18 protein-coding genes are annotated in these 19,402 nt (G+C 54.1%); 8 read left to right on the top strand and 10 right to left on the bottom strand.

The features are described 5' to 3' along the window. The first annotated feature begins 7 nt into the window (after nucleotides 1-7). Entirely contained in the window at nucleotides 8-2,437 is a 2,430-nt protein-coding gene (locus tag J2125_RS17505) for a glucose/quinate/shikimate family membrane-bound PQQ-dependent dehydrogenase (protein WP_026111465.1), read from the top strand. A 47-nt stretch (nucleotides 2,438-2,484) separates the two neighbouring features. Here the strand turns inward: J2125_RS17505 and J2125_RS17500 are convergent, their stop codons facing one another. Further along, entirely contained in the window at nucleotides 2,485-2,934 is a 450-nt protein-coding gene (locus J2125_RS17500) for a hypothetical protein (RefSeq protein WP_017799333.1), read from the bottom strand. A 97-nt stretch (nucleotides 2,935-3,031) separates the two neighbouring features. On the opposite strand from J2125_RS17500, the gene J2125_RS17495 reads away from it, so the two are divergent. From J2125_RS17495 to dcuR, 3 genes are all read left to right on the top strand, one after another. After that, the gene (locus J2125_RS17495) at nucleotides 3,032-3,460 is read left to right on the top strand and encodes a type II toxin-antitoxin system HicB family antitoxin (RefSeq protein ID WP_017799334.1); all 429 of its coding nucleotides are present in this window, start codon (nucleotides 3,032-3,034) and stop codon (nucleotides 3,458-3,460) included. A gap of 134 nt (nucleotides 3,461-3,594) precedes the next feature. Then, entirely contained in the window at nucleotides 3,595-5,223 is a 1,629-nt protein-coding gene (locus tag J2125_RS17490) for a sensor histidine kinase (RefSeq protein WP_017799335.1), read from the top strand. Next, nucleotides 5,220-5,939 (top strand): two-component system response regulator DcuR, encoded by a 720-nt coding sequence (gene dcuR / locus J2125_RS17485; protein ID WP_017799336.1) that lies wholly within the window; start codon nucleotides 5,220-5,222, stop codon nucleotides 5,937-5,939. The genes J2125_RS17490 and dcuR overlap by 4 nt, the downstream gene beginning before the upstream one ends. 5 nt (nucleotides 5,940-5,944) lie before the next feature. Here dcuR and J2125_RS17480 read toward each other — a convergent pair whose 3' ends face one another. Together J2125_RS17480 and J2125_RS17475 are read right to left on the bottom strand one after the other, a co-directional pair. Then, a complete protein-coding gene (locus J2125_RS17480) occupies nucleotides 5,945-6,889 on the bottom strand; it encodes an FAD:protein FMN transferase (protein WP_017799337.1) in 945 nt (314 codons plus the stop codon). Between the two features lie 45 nt (nucleotides 6,890-6,934). Further along, entirely contained in the window at nucleotides 6,935-9,712 is a 2,778-nt protein-coding gene (locus tag J2125_RS17475; RefSeq protein WP_017799338.1) for a flavocytochrome c, read from the bottom strand. A gap of 548 nt (nucleotides 9,713-10,260) precedes the next feature. Between J2125_RS17475 and J2125_RS17470 the strand changes: the two genes are divergently transcribed. Further along, nucleotides 10,261-11,775: a DASS family sodium-coupled anion symporter gene (locus J2125_RS17470; protein WP_071590483.1), complete on the top strand. Its 1,515-nt coding sequence runs from the start codon at nucleotides 10,261-10,263 to the stop codon at nucleotides 11,773-11,775. 75 nt (nucleotides 11,776-11,850) lie between these two features. Further along, nucleotides 11,851-13,500 carry a class I fumarate hydratase FumA gene (fumA, locus tag J2125_RS17465; protein ID WP_017799341.1) on the top strand — a complete coding sequence of 550 codons (1,650 nt, stop codon included), beginning with the start codon at nucleotides 11,851-11,853 and terminating at the stop codon, nucleotides 13,498-13,500. 67 nt (nucleotides 13,501-13,567) lie between these two features. Here fumA and J2125_RS17460 read toward each other — a convergent pair whose 3' ends face one another. Further along, the gene (locus tag J2125_RS17460) at nucleotides 13,568-14,140 is read right to left on the bottom strand and encodes a UPF0149 family protein (protein WP_017799342.1); all 573 of its coding nucleotides are present in this window, start codon (nucleotides 14,138-14,140) and stop codon (nucleotides 13,568-13,570) included. A 160-nt stretch (nucleotides 14,141-14,300) separates the two neighbouring features. Continuing rightward, nucleotides 14,301-14,444 (bottom strand): hypothetical protein, encoded by a 144-nt coding sequence (locus tag J2125_RS17455; protein WP_017799343.1) that lies wholly within the window; start codon nucleotides 14,442-14,444, stop codon nucleotides 14,301-14,303. A gap of 162 nt (nucleotides 14,445-14,606) precedes the next feature. Between J2125_RS17455 and J2125_RS17450 the strand changes: the two genes are divergently transcribed. Then, nucleotides 14,607-14,789 (top strand): type II toxin-antitoxin system HicA family toxin, encoded by a 183-nt coding sequence (locus J2125_RS17450; protein WP_017799344.1) that lies wholly within the window; start codon nucleotides 14,607-14,609, stop codon nucleotides 14,787-14,789. A 25-nt stretch (nucleotides 14,790-14,814) separates the two neighbouring features. Beyond that, on the top strand, nucleotides 14,815-15,252 hold the full coding sequence (locus J2125_RS17445; RefSeq protein WP_017799345.1) for a type II toxin-antitoxin system HicB family antitoxin: 438 nt from the start codon (nucleotides 14,815-14,817) through the stop codon (nucleotides 15,250-15,252). 68 nt (nucleotides 15,253-15,320) lie between these two features. Here J2125_RS17445 and J2125_RS17440 read toward each other — a convergent pair whose 3' ends face one another. The 5 genes from J2125_RS17440 to J2125_RS17420 all read right to left on the bottom strand — a co-directional run bounded on the left by J2125_RS17440 (nucleotide 15,321) and on the right by J2125_RS17420 (nucleotide 19,324). Further along, complete coding sequence (locus J2125_RS17440; protein WP_017799346.1) at nucleotides 15,321-16,445, bottom strand: ribosomal protein uL16 3-hydroxylase; 1,125 nt, start codon at nucleotides 16,443-16,445, stop codon at nucleotides 15,321-15,323. A 121-nt stretch (nucleotides 16,446-16,566) separates the two neighbouring features. Then, on the bottom strand, nucleotides 16,567-16,776 hold the full coding sequence (locus tag J2125_RS17435) for a hypothetical protein (RefSeq protein WP_017799347.1): 210 nt from the start codon (nucleotides 16,774-16,776) through the stop codon (nucleotides 16,567-16,569). 179 nt (nucleotides 16,777-16,955) lie between these two features. Continuing rightward, nucleotides 16,956-17,402, bottom strand: a complete 447-nt coding sequence (locus tag J2125_RS17430) for an RcnB family protein (protein WP_017799348.1) — start codon at nucleotides 17,400-17,402, stop codon at nucleotides 16,956-16,958. 205 nt (nucleotides 17,403-17,607) lie between these two features. Beyond that, complete coding sequence (locus J2125_RS17425; protein ID WP_017799349.1) at nucleotides 17,608-18,036, bottom strand: CesT family type III secretion system chaperone; 429 nt, start codon at nucleotides 18,034-18,036, stop codon at nucleotides 17,608-17,610. A gap of 19 nt (nucleotides 18,037-18,055) precedes the next feature. Continuing rightward, nucleotides 18,056-19,324, bottom strand: a complete 1,269-nt coding sequence (locus J2125_RS17420) for a hypothetical protein (RefSeq protein WP_017799350.1) — start codon at nucleotides 19,322-19,324, stop codon at nucleotides 18,056-18,058. Nucleotides 19,325-19,402 lie beyond the last annotated feature (78 nt).

The following is a 19,402-nucleotide window of genomic DNA, read 5'->3' as shown; positions in this document are numbered from 1 at the left end:
TTGTGTTATGGCAGAAAATTCCGCTCGTCCCGGAAAAGGATTGAGCATCTGGTCAGTACTGCTCGGCGTGATACTGCTGGCAGTCGGACTGTTCTTTGTTATCGGTGGCGGCAAGCTGGTCGCCCTGGGCGGCAGCTGGTACTTCCTGATTGCCGGTGTCGTTACCCTGCTGTCTGCGATTCAGTTTTTCCGTCGCAAATCATCGGCGGTAGTGCTGTTTATTGTTACCTTTGTCGGCACCTTAATCTGGGCGTTATTTGATGCGGGCTGGGATTTCTGGCCGCTGGTATCGCGCCTGATGGTACCGGCAGGTCTGCTGCTGCTGGCATTCCTCATCTGGCCTGCGCTGCGTAAGCGTGAAGGTAAGTCCTCACTGGCTAAACCCGCTTACACGCTGGCGGCCCTGTTTGCGGTCGGGATGATCGTCGCCTTTGTGCAGATGTTCCTGCCGCATCCAACCGTGGCATTTAATGGCCAGCAGCTGCCGCTGGTGCCGGTTGATAAAAGCAAAGCGCAGAAAGACTGGGATAACTACGGTAATACGCCGGAAGGCAGCCGCTTTGTCGCACTCGATCAAATTACCCGCGACAACGTAAAAGATTTAAAAGTCGCCTGGACTTTCCATACCGGCGATACCCCGCTTAGCCCGACCGGTAGCGGTGCTGAAGATCAGCAGACGCCACTGCAGGTTGGCAACACCCTGTTCCTCTGTACCCCGCATAACAATGTGATTGCGGTAGCCGCCGACAGCGGTAAACAGCTGTGGAAACGTGAAGTCAACGCCCAGACTCAGGTCTGGAACCGCTGCCGTGGTCTGGCGTATTTTGACGCCAGCAAGCCGCTGACGCAGCCTGATGTCCCGGGATCCACCCCGGTCACGCCAGTGAACCTGCCAGCAGGTGATACCTGTCAGCGCCGGATTCTGATGAACACCATTGATGCGCGTCTGATTGCGATCAACGCGGATAACGGTGAGTTCTGTGAAAGCTTTGGCGACAAAGGCACCGTTGATCTGAAAGCCGGTCTGGGTGATGCGCAGGATCCGAAATATCAGCTGACCAGCGCGCCGACGCTGGCGGGAACCACGGTGGTGGTGGGTGGTCGTGTCGCTGATAACGTACAGACCGATATGCCTGGTGGCGTACTGCGTGGTTTTGATGTGATCACCGGCCAGATGCGCTGGGCATTCGACCCGGGCAATGCGGATCCGAATGCGGTGCTGATGCCGGGCAAAGAGTTTGCCCGCAGCACGCCAAACTCCTGGGCGCCGATGTCCTATGACCCGAAAATGAACACCGTGTTTATTCCGATGGGCAGCTCGTCGGTTGACCTGTGGGGCGCGAATCGTACTCAGCTCGATCATAAATATGGCGCATCCGTACTGGCGCTCGACGCCACCAGCGGTAAAGAGAAGTGGGTTTATCAGACCGTGCACAACGATCTGTGGGACTTTGACTTGCCGATGCAGCCGAGCCTGATCGACTTCCCGCAGAAAGATGGCACCAGCAAACCGGCGGTGGTGATTGGCGGCAAAACCGGCATGATCTTTGTGCTTGATCGCCTGACCGGTAAGCCACTGACCAAAGTCGAAGAGCGCGCGGTTAAAACTGCGGGCATCCCGAACGAGCAGTACTCTAAAACTCAGCCCTTCTCCACTGGCATGCCGTCAATCGGCAACCAGACGCTGACAGAGTCTGATATGTGGGGCGCCACGCCGTTTGACCAGCTGGCCTGCCGTATCGACTTTAAATCCATGCGTAACGACGGCCTGTTTACTGCGCCAGGTACTGACCGCTCCCTGAGCTTCCCGGGATCGCTGGGGGGGATGAACTGGGGCAGCATGTCGACCGATCCGAATAACCACTACATCTTCGTTAATGATATGCGTCTGGGTCTGTGGGTACAGATGATCCTCGCGGATACCAAAAAAGCGAAGGCCAGTGATGGTGGTGAAGCGGTTAACGCCGGTATGGGCGCGGTGCCGCTGAAAGGTACGCCGTATGAAGTGAATAAAAACCGCTTCCTGTCCGCTGTGGGCATTCCATGTCAGAAACCGCCGTTTGGTACGCTTTCGGCAATTGATATGAAAACCCAGAAAATCGTCTGGCAGGTGCCGGTCGGTACAGTGCAGGATACCGGTCCGTTTGGTATTAAGATGGGCGTGAAAATGCCAATCGGCATGCCAACGCTGGGCGGTACGCTGGCGACTCAGGGTGGCCTGGTGTTTATCGCCGGCACCCAGGACTACTACCTGCGCGCCTTTGATGCGTCCACCGGTAAGGAAGTGTGGAAAGCGCGTCTGCCGGTTGGCAGTCAGGGTGGACCAATGAGCTATGTGTCACCGAAAGATGGTAAGCAGTACATCCTGATTTCAGCGGGCGGCGGACGTCAGTCACCGGATCGTGGTGATTATGTAATTGCTTACGCTCTGCCGTAACCTGTTATCACGTTAACAAGGCCAGCTGATGCTGGCCTTTTTTTGGCTTAACCCCAGCGGGTTTCGCGCCAGCAGGCATAGCTACAGGCCATAATGGTCAGCACGCTAACCACCATCGCGGATGCCCAGTGGAGATTCAGCATCCGGCGCAGCGCCGTCACAAATCCTTCCGCATACGGCGGGATATTACCGCTCTTCACTGCCACAAAATAGAAAACTGCCGCGATAATAAGCTGGATGGCAAACCATGCCACCACCGGCGCAATCAGCGCCAGCCAGAGGCCAGTGGAAAGATGCCGCACCAGCCATACAAAGCAGGCCAGCGGCGTCAGCGCGGGTAACAACTGAGTTAAGCCATTTAATAGCAGGCTCGATAACGGGACATTATATTGCTGCGATATCTGCCAGGACATAATCATATCGGCAGGCAACGTGCGATACAGCAGCAGAAAACAGACAATGCCCCAGACCAGCGGCGCTCTTAACGCATTTTTCATTACCACATCTCCCTCGGGTACGGTTTATCAGGTCACTGTGCCGGCATCCTGCTACCATACTCACCTCTCCTTCCCACTGCGGCAATTAAGGTTATGTATGTACAACTATCCGGCGCGCGTTAGCTTTGACGAAGAAAACGACGAATATGTTATCAGCTTTCGCGATTTTGAAAATCTCCACTCCGTAGCATTAACCGAAGATGATATCGAGCTGGCGGCGCAAGAGAGCTTAACCGCCGCTATCGGCGACAGCATTGCCGACCGCCTGCCACTGCCGCAGCCCTCAGCAGCAACCGACGATGAAATTGTGCTGCATCTGCCGGTGCTGACCTGCCTGAAAGCCGCGCTGCATGGTGCGATGATCGCCAGCGGTACGCGCAAGGCGGATTTAGCCAGAAAGCTCAATCTGAACAGTGCGCAGACCGACCGGCTACTGGATGTCGGTTATGCTTCTAAAGTAGAGACCTTAGAGCAGGCTCTGTATCTGCTGGGCTATGAAGTTAAAGTGCAGATACAGGCAATCTGACACAGAGCGGCGACAAAATAGCCATATCTCTGATGCTGGTCATCACTCCGCGGTTTATTTATCCGGTTGTCGCTTCTCGGCATCCGATTCATCAGGGATAATGATGGTTCTGGATTTATCTCGCCGGGAACTCAATGAGCGATATGCAGCAATCACGCGCGGTGCGCAAGCAGCCGATTAAACTCAGTACCTCCATCACCCTGATGGTGAGCGTTGTGCTCGCCTCACTGCTACTGGTGGTCCATCTGCTCTACTTCTTTCAGATCAGCGACATCGTACGTCAGGGTCAGGAGGATAAAGCCTTCGCGGTAGCCAGGACGCTGGCAGCCTCTCCGGCATTGCAGCAGGCGATGCTGAATAACGACAGCGACCAGATCCAGCCGCTGGCCAGTGCGGTGCAAACCCGCAATGACCTGCTGTTTGTGGTGGTGACCAATATGGATGGCATCCGCTATTCACATCCTAATCCGGATGTTATTGGTCACCATTTTATCGGCGACGATATTAATATTGCTCTGCTCGGCAAGGAAAATTCTTCAGTTAATCGTGGCGTACTGGCCGAGGCACTGCGCGTATTTACCCCGGTCTACGGCCCACAGCACCGGCAAATCGGCGTGGTGGCGATCGGTATTCCACTGACCAGCGTCGCCAGCCTGGTGAATGAAAACCGCTGGAACATTTTATGGACGGTACTGTTTGGCACGCTGTTCGGTTCACTGGGCATCTGGTGCCTGGTGAAAATGTTAAAACGGATTATGTTTGGCTATGAGCCCTATGAGATTTCCCGGCTGTTTGAACAACGCCAGGCGATGCTGCAATCGATTAAGGAAGGGGTGATTGCCGTTGACGATCAGGCGCATGTGACGCTGATCAATCAGGCGGCGCGCCAGATGTTCCGCGAAAGCGGCAGCCTGGAAAATATGGTTATCGGCAATGCGGCCCAGTCATTGCCGATGCTGACCAATCTGCGCGAAGTGTTGCGCACCGGCGTCGCGCGCCGTGATGAAGAGATCAATTTTAAAGGGCGCATGCTGCTGAGTAATACCGTACCGGTACGCAGCAACGAGGTGATTATTGGCGCAATCTGCACCTTCCGCGATAAGACCGAGATCCACCAGCTGATGCAACGCCTGAGCGGCATGGTAAATTATGCTGACGCCTTGCGCGTTCGCTCTCATGAGTTTATGAACAAGCTGCATGTCATTCTCGGCTTGTTGCATATGAAGAGCTATATGCAGCTGGAAGATTACATTCTGAAAAGCGCCAATAATTATCAGACGGAAATTGGTTCGCTGTTGCTGAAAATCAAATCGCCGGTGATTGCCGGATTTTTACTGGGCAAGATTAACCGCGCTGGCGATAGTGGTCACGTCCTGACCCTCAGCGAGGAGAGTCAGGTGCCGGATAATGAAAATGAGCAGCAGACCACCGCGCTGATTACCGTGCTGGGCAATCTGATTGAGAACGCGCTGGACGCCATGCACCAGCAGCCTGAAGGTGAAGTCAATGTGTTACTGCATTACCAGCAGAACTGGCTCACCTGTGAAGTCAGTGACGACGGTCCCGGTATACAGCCAGAACATATTGAGGCCATTTTCGCCAAAGGCTTCTCATCGAAAGGCGAGGATCGCGGCGTCGGACTATTCCTCGCGAAACAGCAAGTTGAAAGCCTCGGCGGCACTATTATGGTAGAGTCCGAACCTGGGGTGTATACCCAATTTTTAGTCCAGCTGCCCTGGGATGGTGAGAGGATGCGCAGATGATTAATGTTTTAGTGGTGGATGATGACGCCATGGTTGCGGAGCTTAACCGTTGCTATATTGGCCAGATCCCCGGATTTACCTGCTGCGGCACCGCCTCAACCCTGCAGCAGGCGAAAAATATGGTGTTAAATCCCCCGGCGCCGATCGATCTGATCCTGCTGGATGTGTATATGCAGGGGGATAACGGACTGGATTTACTGCCGGAGCTGCGCAATGCTGGCAAAGCAATTGATGTGATTGTGATCTCTTCTGCGGCGGACGCCATCACCATTAAGAAATCATTGCAGTATGGGGTGGTGGATTATCTGATCAAACCCTTCCAGTTCCCGCGCTTTGAAGAGGCGCTGACCGGCTGGAGCAAGAAAAAAAGCATGATGGACAGCCATCAGTATTACGAACAATCGGATGTCGACCAGCTGATTCATGGTAATCACCCGATTGTCGCCGACAGCAAGCGGTTGCCGAAAGGATTAACCGTGCAGACATTGCGCACCATCTGCCAGTGGATCGACAGCCATCCCGACAGTGAGTTCTCGACCGATCAGCTGGCGACGGCGGTAAATATTTCCCGCGTCTCCTGCCGCAAATATCTAATCTATCTGGCGCAAATCAATATTCTGTTTACCAGCATCCACTATGGCGTCACCGGTCGCCCGGTCTATCTCTATCGCCTGCAGGCTGAACAGCATGAGTTATTAAAGCAGTATTGCCAGTAAGCGGTTTACCGCAGCTGATAGTCGTTATCCAGTAAGGTAAAGCTGAACTGCCGTTGCGAAGAGAGGATCACCTCCTTCGCTCTGGTCACCAGAATCGCCTCAATCTGCGGAGTCGCTGCCAGAAAAGCCAGCCCTGCGCTGACGCCCATACCGTAAACCAGCGTGGTGTAGATATCGCCATCCAGCGAGTCGTCGGAAATTATCGTTACGCTGAGCAGCTCGTTATCAAGCGGATAACCGGTTTGCGGATCGAGAATATGGTGATAACAGCGCCCATTATGCGCGAAATAGCGCTCATAAATGCCGGAAGTGACCACCGACTTATCGGCAACCTCTATCACGCCGATCAGCTCCTGCGGGTCGCCAAACGGTTTTTTTAATCCCACAGACCAGCCCGCCCCCAGCGTATGCACATTGCCGCCGAGATTAATCAGCGCCCGATCGACCTGCTGCTGTTGCAGATAATGCTTAATCACATCGGCAATATAGCCCTTGGCAATTGCACCGAGATCGATCTCCATCGCGGCCTTTTCCAGTAATACCGAACAGTTCTGCTCATCCAGAATCACATGGCGTGGATCGGTCAGCGCCAGCAACGCCTGCAGCTCGCTGGCGGGTGGCACCGTATCGCCGTGGAAACCGATTTTCCAGCGCTTAACCAGCGGACCGATAGTGAAATTAAAACAACTGCCCGGCAGCAGACTTACCGCCCGGGCGCGTTTAATCAGACTGAATACCGGGCGGCTGACCACCACCGCATGGCTGCCGGCTGCATGATTGATGGCCATCACTTCCGAGTCGCCCCGGTTAACGGTCAGCAGATCTTCCAGCCGCTTAATGCGGCCAAATACCTGTTTAGCCAGCGCTTCATCGTGGTTAAACAGCTTAAGCAGAATCGGCGATCCCATTAATACTGCAGAGTAACTACAGATGCGTTGTTCCGCTGGCATAGTGATACTCCTTAATGGTCGTGGTTACCGGCCCTGCCGGTGCGCTTAGCGCCGGGCGTATTTTGCCGCGTGGCTGCCTGCCTGAATACCAAAAATAATAATATCAGCAACCGCATTACCGCCAATACGGTTACTGCCATGCAGTCCGCCGACCACTTCACCGGCGGCAAAGGCTCCCGGGATCAGCTGATTTTGCGCATCGAGCACCGCACTATCTTCATTGGTCACTACGCCGCCCATCGTATGGTGTACACCCGGGGCAATGCGAATGGCGTAAAACGGCCCCTGGCTGATCGGCTGGCGCAGCGCTGTTTTGCGGCCAAAATCGGTGTCGCACTGGTCGGCAACAAAACCATTGTAGCGCGCCAGCGTCTGTTGCAGGGTAGCGGCATCAATATTCAGTTCACCGGCCAGGCCCGCTGCTGAATCCGCGCTGACCACAAACCCACGCGCCAGATACTCATCCGCCGCCTTGTTTTTCAGCCTTACCTGCTCATCAAACACGATATATGCGTATTTTTCCGCCAGACCGATAATCGCCGCCGACACTTTATCGCGCGTTTCCATCTCATTAAAGAAACGTTCGCCCTGCTGATTGACCAGAATTGCGCCGCCGCCACGAATGGATTCAGAAATCAGGTAGGAGGTTTGCTGTTCTACCGTTGGATGGATCTGGATTTCACCCATATCCACCGTGGCGGCGCCAATCGCTTCCAGCAGGGCAATGCCGCCACCGGTAGCGCCCTGATGATTAGTGGTAACAAATCCCGCCAGCTCCGGACGGTATTTCACCACCATCGCGCTGTTGGCGCTGAATCCCCCGCTGGCGACAATGACGCTTTTGCTGATAATAGTCTGCTGTTCCTGATCGTCGTTGATTACCCGCACACCACTTACCGCGCCATCGGTATACAGGATTTCACTGACAGAAGTATCAAGCATCAGATCGATACTGCGTTTATTGATATTTTTCACCAGACCGCTGATCAGGAAGCCACCCACCGCTGAGCCATCCGCCGGGCGATGGGTGCGGTCGATGCTCATGCCGCCAGTGATGGTAATATCGTTCAGCTCAATTCCGCGCTCTGCCAGCCACTCTACCGCCTGCGGCGCCTGCTGGACGAATCGATTCAGCAATTGGGTATTATTTTTGAAGTTACCGCCTTTCAGGGTTTCCTGATAGAACTGCGCTTTACTGTCGACAATTCCTTTCAGTTTCTGGAAACGGGTTTCCGCCGCATTCATCCCCACTGAGGCTTTAATCGTGTTACCGCCAATGGTTGGCATCTTCTCAATAATCAGCACGCTGGCGCCGTCATCGCTGGCCTGAATCGCCGCCGCCAGACCTGCGCCGCCGCTGCCGATCACCACCACATCATAACGTTGCGCTTCTGTCGGGTTTCCGCCCTCTGCCACAATCTGCGCCTTGCAGGATATCGCCAGCGCTTTCGCTACGGCTTTTTTTACCGCTTCGCTCTGGGTGGTTGCGCCGCTTACCGCATCAACATGCGGGCTGTTAGCGTCCAGAATGCGGCTGCGGATCGTGTCAAAACTGGTGACAAAGGCGACATCGGCGCTGGCGTCCGGCTCCAGCGTAATATCGGTAATGCGGTCGGTCTCAAGGCTGACGTTAATCATCAGCTGAGTATCTGCATCCTGCACTTTTTGCCGGAACACACCGGGTTTAAATTTCTTCGCGGACAGACTCATATCGCGGATCATCGCGTCGACCAGCGAGAAGCGCCACAGCGGTTCCGGGATGGTCAGCGCTTCGCGTTGGGTGCTGTCAATAAACAGCTCAAGGATCTGCTGGCTGGCGATTCGATCGGTCCAGTCCGGATAAGCAATACAGGCTTTGCCAACCGCCACCAGATCATAGCCATGTTCGAGGGCTAAATCGGTATCGCTTTTATTTACCACGCCGCCAACGCCCATAACCGGCACCTGCGCCAGCTTCACGGAACGCATGGCGATATATTTCTCAATCAGTGGACGGCTGTCGCCGGTATCAACAATCGACGGACGCAGGAAATAGCCCATGGAGAAGTGCAGATAATGCAGGCCGCGATCCGCCAGTTTTTCCAGCAGATACATCGTATCGTCAAAACGGATGCCCGGTTCTTCCAGCTCTTCCGGTGAGAAGCGATAACCGATAATAAAAGCGTCGTCCGCATACTCACGCGCCATACGGTGGGTAATATCCAGTACCGCCAGCGGGAAGCGGGTACGTTTATCGCGGCTGCCGCCCCAGCGGTCACTGCGCTGATTGGAGTGTGGTGAATAAAACTGCTGAATCAGGTAAGTGTTAGCGCCATGGATCTCCACACCATCAAAGCCTGCGGCGATGGCGCGGCGCACGCCGTCGCCGAACTGGCTGATGGTGTACTCCACCTGTTCAGCGGTCAGCGCCAGCGGTTTAGCCGCACCTTCGCGCGGCGCGGCGATCGCACTTGGCGCCACCGGCGAACGACCACCGATCAGCTCCGGCTCCACCATCCGGCCGCCATGGTAGATCTGCAGAATCGCTTTCGATCCCTGACTTTTAATCGCACGGGCGATCTGTGCCAGACCGGCAATTTTATCGTCATCGTCAATACCGATGGCTCCCGGAAACGCCAGCCCTTTATTGTCGATAAAACAGCACTCAACAATAACCGTACCAATACTGCCGGCACGTACCCGGTAATATTCCACCAGTTCAGCACTTACCATCCCATTATTAATGCCGGTACAGGTAGTCATTGGCGCCATTAGCAGGCGGTTTTTAAGCTCTACCCCATTAGGTAAAGTAAACGGCATTAATATCCGATCGCTGATGCTCATAATAAGCCTCTCCATAATTTAGAATGTTGCATATACTTTAAATTTGTTATCGGCTTATGGTTTTATTAATTGTCGTTATTGGCCGATGTCATAATGCCAATATAATATTTTTTATCTGGTCAGAGGAGTAACATTAGTTAATTAACTAATTATAGTTTTGCCACTCACCGCGCTTTTTCGCTTATTTAATGATTAAAATCAAAAAACAGATTTACCCTGTTCTGCCGCGCAGTCCACCGCCGGTTGCCAGCAGGGCCTGACTGCCTGGAATGCCCTGATACTGCTGCCCGCCGACGCAGAAGCATTTCTTTAAAAAGCTGCCTGTCAGGATATTTTCTTGATCAGGATCAACAGCAATTAATATGGAAGTCGCATCATATAAATATATCAACAGCGTTAATAACGCCTCAGCAAATCAGAACCGGATAATGGTGCAGAGATCAGTGTCGCCGCCACCATTAATTAACTTTAAAAAGTTAATTAACTAAAGAAAGCAATCTGTATTTCTGCACGCTAAAAAATTATTAACTCTTAAAGACGATTGAAATATGACAAACGTTCCCTTATCCACCCCGTTAACACCAGCAGGTCATTCTGCCAGTGGGAAAATAAAAAAACTGATCCCGATGTTATTGCCCGCGCTGGTCGCCATTATATTATTGCTGGTGCCGGTGCCTGCCGGACTGGAGCCCTATGCATGGCATTTCTTCGCCATTTTTGTTGGGGTGATTGTCGGCCTGATTATCGAACCTTTACCCGGCGCGGTAATTGGCCTTACCGCCGTGGTGATTATCGCCCTCGGCGGCCAGTGGCTGTTGTTCAGTCCGGAGCAGATGGCGGCGCCAAATTTCAAACTCGCCAGCCAGTCGTTTAAATGGGCGGTAAGCGGTTTTGGTAACTCAACGGTCTGGCTGATTTTCGGCGCATTTATGTTTGCCGCCGGCTATGATAAAACCCGCTTTGGCCGCCGCCTGGCGCTGATCCTGGTGAAATACCTCGGTCGCCGCAGTCTGACGCTGGGCTACGCCATTACCTTGGCCGATCTGCTGCTGGCGCCTTTTACCCCCTCCAATACCGCGCGCAGTGGCGGCACTATCTATCCGATTATTGCCAACCTGCCGCCGCTGTATGGCTCCAAACCCAATGATCCCAGCGCCCGTAAGATCGGCTCCTATCTGATGTGGGTGGCGATTACCGCAACCTGTATCAACAGCTCGCTGTTTCTCTCCGCACTGGCGCCCAACCTGCTGGCGCTGGCGCTGGTAAAAAGCACCGTCGGCATCAATATTGCGTGGGGCAGCTGGTTTATCGCCTTCCTGCCGGTTGGCGCACTGCTGCTGCTGACCATGCCGCTGCTGGCTTACTGGTTCTACCCACCGCAGGTTAAAGTTAACGACGAGGTGCCGCGCTGGGCGCAGCAGGAACTGGAGAAACTGGGCAAGCTGTCACGCAATGAAATTCTGCTGCTGCTGTTTGTCTGCTGTGCGCTGATAATGTGGATTTTCGCCGCCAGCTGGATTGAGCCAGCCCTCGCGGCGGTGCTGGTGATCACCCTGATGCTGTGGACCGGCGTGCTGGAATGGAATGACATCACCAGTAATAAACCGGCATGGAATACCTTTGTCTGGTTCGCCACCCTGGTGGCGCTGGCGGATGGTCTCTCTTCAACCGGATTTATCAGCTGGCTGGGTAAAGAGGGCGGCGTGCTGATGAGCGGCATCTCCCCGGGCGAAGCAACCATCATTCTGTTACTGGCCTATTACCTGCTGCACTATCTGTTCGCCAGCACCACCGCCCATACCACCGCGCTGCTGCCGGCGATGCTGACTATCGCCGCCACCATTCCGGGCATGAATATGATGGTGTTCTGTCTGATGCTGGTGACTTCGCAGGGCGTGATGGGCATTATTACACCTTATGGTACCGGCCCAAGTCCGATTTATTACGGCAGTGGTTATCTGCCGACCGCCGATTACTGGCGGCTGGGCAGCATTTTCGGCGCCATCTTCCTTGCCGCGCTAATCGCTATCGGTTACCCGTGGATGACCATGATGTTCGGATAACCGACGGGGCGGGCAGATGCCCGCTCAATAAATGGCTGGAAGATTTGAATTTATTGCTTATTAAGTGAGAAAAAAATGTCGAATAAACCTTTCCATTATCAGGCGCCTTTTCCGCTGGCGGCGGATGAGACCGAGTACCGGCTAATCAGCCGCGACTATGTTTCTGTCTCCGAGTTTGCCGGTCAGGAGGTGCTGAGCGTTGATCCCCAGGCTCTGACTCTGCTGGCGCAACAGGCCTTTCACGATGCCGCATTTATGTTGCGTCCTGCCCACCAGCAGCAAGTCGCGGCGATTCTTGATGACCCGCAAGCCAGTGAAAATGATAAATATGTGGCGCTGCAATTCCTCAGAAATTCAGAAATTGCCGCCAAAGGCATTCTGCCAACCTGCCAGGATACCGGCACCGCCATTATCGTCGGCAAAAAAGGCCAGCGCGTCTGGACCGGTGGCGGCGATGAAGAGGCGTTGTCGCGTGGGGTGTATAACACCTATATCGACAACAACCTGCGCTATTCGCAGAACGCCGCGCTGGATATGTATAACGAAGTAAACACCGGCACCAATCTGCCGGCGCAAATTGACCTCTACAGCGTGGATGGCGCGGAGTATAAGTTCCTCTGCATGGCGAAAGGCGGCGGTTCAGCGAATAAAACCTATCTGTATCAGGAAACCAAAGCGCTGCTCAGTCCGGGTAAACTAAAAGAGTATCTGATCGACAAGATGCGCAGCCTCGGCACCGCCGCCTGCCCGCCCTACCATGTGGCGTTTGTGATTGGCGGCACCTCCGCAGAAGCGACGCTGAAGACCGTTAAACTGGCCTCCACGCACTACTATGATGAGCTTCCGCATCAGGGTAATGAGCATGGTCAGGCATTCCGCGATCTGGCGCTGGAGCAGGAACTGCTGGAGGCCGCGCAGAACTTTGGTCTGGGCGCGCAATTTGGCGGCAAATACTTTGTGCATGATGTTCGCGTGATCCGCCTGCCGCGTCACGGCGCATCCTGCCCGGTCGGCATGGGTGTCTCCTGTTCCGCCGACCGCAATATCAAAGGCAAAATTAACCGCGACGGCATCTGGCTGGAGAAGCTGGAACATAATCCTGGTCAGTATATCCCGCAGGCCTTACGTGAAGCGGGTGAAGGCGAAACGGTAAACGTTGACCTCAATCGCCCGATGGCTGAGATCCTGCAACAGCTTAGCCGCTACCCGGTGGCGACCCGCCTCTCGCTCAGCGGCACCATCGTGGTGGCGCGTGATATTGCCCATGCCAGACTGAAAGAGTGCCTTGAACGCGGCGAAGCACTGCCGCAGTACGTGAAAGATCATCCGATCTATTATGCCGGACCGGCCAAAACGCCGGAGGGCTATGCTTCCGGTTCGCTGGGCCCGACCACCGCAGGACGGATGGACTCGTATGTTGATTTGCTGCAGTCGCAGGGCGCGAGCATGGTTATGCTGGCGAAAGGTAACCGCAGTCAGCAGGTGACCGATGCGTGCCATAAACATGGCGGCTTTTATCTTGGCAGTATCGGTGGACCAGCGGCGGTACTGGCTCAGCAGAGTATTAAGCGTCTGGAGTGCATTGCCTTCCCCGAACTGGGAATGGAAGCGATTTGGAAAATCGAGGTGGAAAACTTCCCTGCTTTTATCCTTGTCGATGATAAAGGGAATGATTTCTATCAGCAGATTACCTGCCGCCAGCAGTGTTCTGCCTGTATAAAATAATTCTCACCAGGTAATCCCGGGGCTGCTGCTGGCGACAGCAGCCCCGGTGACCGACAACGCAATATGCTTAGTGTAGCGGTGACTGCTTGCTTAACCAGTAATCGTGCAAGCTAAGCGCCGCAGGTGGGATATTCTCAATGCTGCCAAGAAACTCTTCCGGCGACATATTATCGATTTGCGCAAAGTTTTCCTCGCGACCATGCAGGGCAATCGCTGCCAGTGAAGGCTGCAGAGATTCCGGCAGGGATGACCAGTCATCGAGATCGACGCCCTTCATATAGCCAAAGCACCACTCTTCCACAATGGTATATTCCTGATCATCCAGATGGCTGGTGCCGAAAATCGGTTCAAACTGATCCGGATAGTCATTAAGTCGCTCTGTGATATCGTTCATATGCTGGAAGGTGAGATCGAGGAAACGCTGCAGTTCCTCTTCTGACTCCCACTCCGGCACACTGTTCTCCCCCCCCCAAAGCGCCACCAGCCACTCGCCCGGCTCCAGCTTGTTCGGGCCAGAAACGATAGCAGTCAGGAAGCCGTCCAGCTCCGAAACGTCCAGCATCGCATTGTCGTTGCCGTACTTCATCAGTACATCTTCCAGCCATTCCAGCTCTTCGAGCTCAAGTGGTCCTTGTTTCATGCTGTTGTCTCCTGCGGATACACGTTTCCCGCCGGGGATGACGCAAAGCGCCTGGCTTAGCAGGCACTGAACGGTCAAAAAACCCCCGGGGTTATTCAGATGGACCCAATCTTCCAGCATTTGAGGGGCAATTGATAGCAGCGATGGTTATTCACTGACTTTAGTCGGCTTTAAACGGGTCTTTATTGTCGTCTTCACTGTCATCGCGCTTACGTGGGATCTCACCATGCTTATTGGGCTGATCTTTTGCCGGGTGTTCGTCATCTTTGCCAGCACGCTGCATCGTTGGATTTTTCTCAGACATCGCTCTCTCCTTTTACTTCCAGTGAGTTAAGTCTAGTCGATAGTTATCAGCCGGGTTTAAAAAACGCCGGTTTAAACGGCTACCCATAAGCAAATAAAAAGATAAGCGGATCTTGTCATGTGTGTATATGTGTGTATTATTTATTCAGGGCCAGGAGGGCAAATGAAATCTACTGACCTGATAAAGGAGCTGGCAGAGGCCGGATGCGAACTCAAACGGCATAACCGCGGTAGCCACCAGATATGGTGGTCACCCATCACCGGGAAAACCTTCCCGGTGCCGCATCCGAAAAAGGACTTGCCTCTCGGCACTGTCAAATCCATTAAAAAAATGGCGGGGATTTAGGTCCCCGCCTTTTTCGGAGGTTATTATGTTTTTTTCCGTGGGCATAGAGACGCCAAAAGATGAAAACACCGCTTACGGTATGATTGTTCCTGCGTTTTCAGCTTATGACTACGGGTGCTTCTCCGCCGCTGACTCGCAGGACAAGATCGCCCCCATGGTGCGTGAAGCGATCCTGTTAACCGTTGAAGATATGCTGTTAAGCGGAAAATATTCAGTTGAGCAGATAAAGGATGCCGGTCATCTTGCCTATGCTGGCGATCGGGAATATGCGGATTATGATTGCTGGTTGGTTATCGATATTGATTTATCGCGGTTTGATGGTAAACAACAGCGTATTAATATCGCACTGCCTGATACTCTGATCAGTCGCATCGATAATCGCGTGCGAGAACAACCGGCGATATATCGCGATCGTAGCCACTTTATCGCCGAAGCCGCCCGCCATGAGCTGTCTGCCGGGTGACAGATCCCCTGCTATTCAGGCCATGACTTCCGGATAATATCGCGGTCCGGAAGTCATAATTGATCGTGTTATTGCTCGTAAAAAAACCAGTAACCCTGATTAATCAGCCCGGTGAGCTCAGCAACGAAAGCCGGACTGTGGAGCGCTTTACCCAGCTGCTGTTTACCGATAAGCGTGTAACGACACAGCGCATCAGCCGCGTCCGGATCAACCGTTTTCCACCCGTCGCTGTTGATAAAAAAGCTGTCACCAACCCGCAGCACCCGCAGCCCACTGAGGCGCGTCAGCACTTCACCGTCCATCAGCGCGTCGACAATCTCATTCTGCTGATAAGGCGGTTGTGCGGCGGCGATATCCAGCTCGTGGCGCGGCGTTGTCACAAAGCGACCAAACCACTGTTTAAAATCTCCCGGCTGATTAATCATATCGATCATCATCGTGCGCAGACGATCAAGCTCATAATCCTCCACCCGCCCGGCATGTTCGCGGCAGGTTAAATCAGGATCGCTGTAGTGTTCGCCACCCAGATCCTGTTCCAGCGCATAGTCCGCGAAACTGCTGATTAAATCCCGGCCATTGGGTCCGCGAAAACCAACGGAGTAGTTTAGCGCGGTCTGATGGGTGAAACCGTCGTGCGGGAAGCCAGGTGGGATATAGAGAATGTCGCCCGGCGCCAGATCTTCATCAATAATGGGCGTAAAAGGCTCAACATGCAGCAGCGCCGGATGCGGGCAAAACTGCTTCAGTGGGAGTTTATCACCCACGCGCCAGCGGCGGCTGCCCATTCCCTGGATAATAAACACATCATACTGATCGATATGCGGTCCGACACCGCCGCCCGGCACCGAAAAAGAGATCATCAAATCGTCTAAACGCCAGTCCGGCAATACGCGAAACGGGCGCACCAGCTCCGCAGAGGGCGCATGCCAGTGGTTAACCGCCTGTGCCAGTAATGACCAGCCGGTTTCACCCAAATCATCAAAATGCGCAAAGGGTCCGTTGCTGGCCTGCCACTGACCATTGGCATGGCTGACCAGACGGCTGTCGACTTCCGCTTCCATCGCCAGCCCCGCCAGTTCGTCCGGCGTAATCGGATCAATAAACCCCGGCAAGGCATTTTTTAATACCACCGGCTGCTTTTGCCAGTACTTTTCCAGAAATTCGGGCCAGTTAATATCAAGCTGATAAGCCATACTTTCGCACCAGTTAGAAGATAAACGGGTGTGATTATAGGAAGGCTAATCGCGGGCCGGATTGTCGTGGGTCAAGGCTGTGTTGATGATATGAAAATAGGGGGTTGCTAACGCCGAACGGTCAGCGAATATAGCTGCGAATCACATCGGCAATACCTTTATTTGCTTCACGCCCATCGCGATGTTCAACATCATCGGCAACTTTCTCGAGGTACTTGTTCAGCTTGCCGCCGGTGGGTACATTGCCGTAGGCAATCAGCATCTGCACAATATTTCGCAGGGCAAGAACCTCAAGGGAGAGGCGTTCAATAACGGAATCTTTGTCTGGCATCGGGTGCTCCGGGGCGGGCGAATAATGATATTTTCACCAGAATAGCGGTGAAAGCCGGGAAGCAATCCGTGGAATACCGCTGCTTTTTGGCGCAATTATTGGCTGCAACCAATGCGGATGGTGGTGTGAAGAGCTGATAGCAAAGCGGCTGACACAGGGCGTGCCAGCCGCGCAGGAACTTAGTGGAAAGCGTTATTTAACAGGATAGAGGTAATTACCCCTGTCGCCGCCGCAATCAACACATAGTTACCGTCGATATACGCCCAGTGCTCACCGCGTGGTGGTTCACGCAGGCCACGCTGATGCCAGTCGCTTACGCGGTAGTCATCGCCACGGAAGTGTGGCGGCATCGGCTGGCCACGACGAAAGTCATGTCCCTGCCATGCAAAGCGGTCACGAGACTCGTAATGATGATCCGGGCCGCGGCCACGATCGTCATGACGATCATCGCGTCCATGATCCGGACCACGACCTGGGCCATCATGCCCTTCAGGGCCGCCGCGTCCATCATGGCCACCCTGCTGATGCCACTGCTGTCCCGGAGGGCCTTCGGCCTGGGTCACAGTGGAGAACAAAGTGCTGGCTGTGAAGACGGTCATTAAAAGTGCCAGAGTCGTTTTTTTCATGGTTGTATCCTCGATTTTCACACGGCCTGAGTTGCGCCGTTGAGAGATACTATCCGCGAAGTCATCCGATAAAAATATCTCCGAATGTCTTAAAAACCAGAAGCTTACTGTACTTTACCCCTCCTTAGCGCTTTCTTAACACTATGAATGAATTGTGTGCCTTACAAACGCGAATGATTTGTGTTAGGTGAGCCTGCGGCGACAGTTACGCCTCTGCGGATGTCATCTCTGGCGTTTCCAGTAGCCAGGCCTGCACATGCTCAGCCTGTTGGGCAAAGCGCTCTACCAGCACTTTCATTGATTGCGTATCCATCACCACAAACGGCTGACGCGTCCAGAGGATCACCTTTTTCTGTTCGATCAGCAGGCCGGTAATGATCGGTGGGTGCTCCAGCCCCAGCAGATTGCTTTGCAGTAAGATGGCCAGCGTTTCCCACTCATCATAGCGCTCTGGCGGAATGTCGAGCAGGCAACTGACGGTCAGAAATTCCTGCGGGGTTTCACTCAGCTCCAGCATCAGATCCTGACTGAGCGACAGGGTATAGCTGTCTGAATCGTCCAGCACCGGGGCCGCTTCACCTGCGGCTTGCAGCAGCGGTATCAATAAATTTTTCAGGGTATCAGAACCAGCCATCGTAGCCTCTCAAGGGTTATCAGCGGAAGAAAAATGATGCAAAGCGGGCGCTGCGACTGTTCAGTTCGCCCTCACGTTCGCGATCGCGGTGACGACGTGAACGGCGCGAGGATTCTGGCTGCGGGTCGCGCACTTCCACCCGGGCGGAACGGGAGGGTTGCGTTGAATAACGCGGCTCCCTTTCGCCGGCAAATGACTGACGGCGTGACGTGGATGGCCGCTCCGCCGCAAAGGACTGACGTCGGGGGCGTGGTTCTTCAGACATCGACATACGCCGCAGGCGCTCAGAGACCTCTGCTGCCGGTTCATAAACGGAAGCACGACGAGTACGGGTGCTGGCGCTACGCTGCGGTGCGCCGGAACTGCCGCCAGCAGTGGGCGGGTAATAGCGTGCAGGCCGGGGCTCCGCAGCGGAGGGACGTGGGCCGCTATAAATTTCCTGATATTCTGCTTTGGTCATATTCTGATCCACATAGCGTTTATCGCGGCCTGAACCATAACGGTAAGACTCGCCGAGGTTATCAGAGGCGTGAAACTGATCGTAAACCCAGCGTTTAGATACTGCCTTCTGAATCAACTCTTCGTTGCTGGGGTTGCCCAGTGCATCGTTTAATTCCGCAAACTCCCGCTCCACTTCGGCACGACTGACCATACCGCCACTGGTGAACGCCGCTTTCATAGTGGGATCGTATTGTGGAGTAAATTGATGTACCACTCTTGAGCTGGCGCTGGCGTAATGAAAGTTTTTCTCCAGCATCGCGCGGCTAAACAGCGCCCAGGGATCGGCGATCACTTTCTCATCAGGTGAGTTCGGATCACCGATAACCACATAGGTATGATCGGTTCTGCCGCGTGTTTCCACCACGGAGACGGGCTGGTTTAACCCGGAGCTGGCGATCAGCTGTGCGCAGACCATCGCCATCTCACCGCAGTTACCGACGCGAAAACGTTTTGCTTCCCACATGCTGTTAAGTGGCGTGATGCCCTGCTCTTTAATCCGCTTACGCATCACCAGCTGACGTTTTAAGGTTTCGCCGTTGGTGCTGACAGAGTGAAAACGCTGATCGCCGACGCCCATCGATAGAATACGGTGGGTATCCTGAATCGCCTGGTTGGCGACCCGCAACGCATCAAACTGCTGGCGGTTAACCTTTACCTCGCAGTCGCGGTGCGCGCGATTGCCCGGCTCCAGCGCCAGCCGGATATTAACTTTATCGCCGGGTCGCAGATCGCGCAGTTCACGGCTGGCAGGTGCAACGGGAATTCTCCCGGAAATCGGTGACGGCACAATAATCCCTCTTAACCATAACGGATGAAAAGGCACGACGGGCGCGCCACGTTATTTTGCTAACAGGGTGAGTGTGGG

Origin of the sequence: Winslowiella toletana, from assembly GCF_017875465.1 — a bacterium.
In the GTDB taxonomy this organism is placed as follows: Bacteria; Pseudomonadota; Gammaproteobacteria; order Enterobacterales; family Enterobacteriaceae; genus Erwinia; species Erwinia toletana.
Note: the sequence above shows the minus strand (reverse complement) of the source record. Positions and strands in the feature narration are given on the sequence as shown.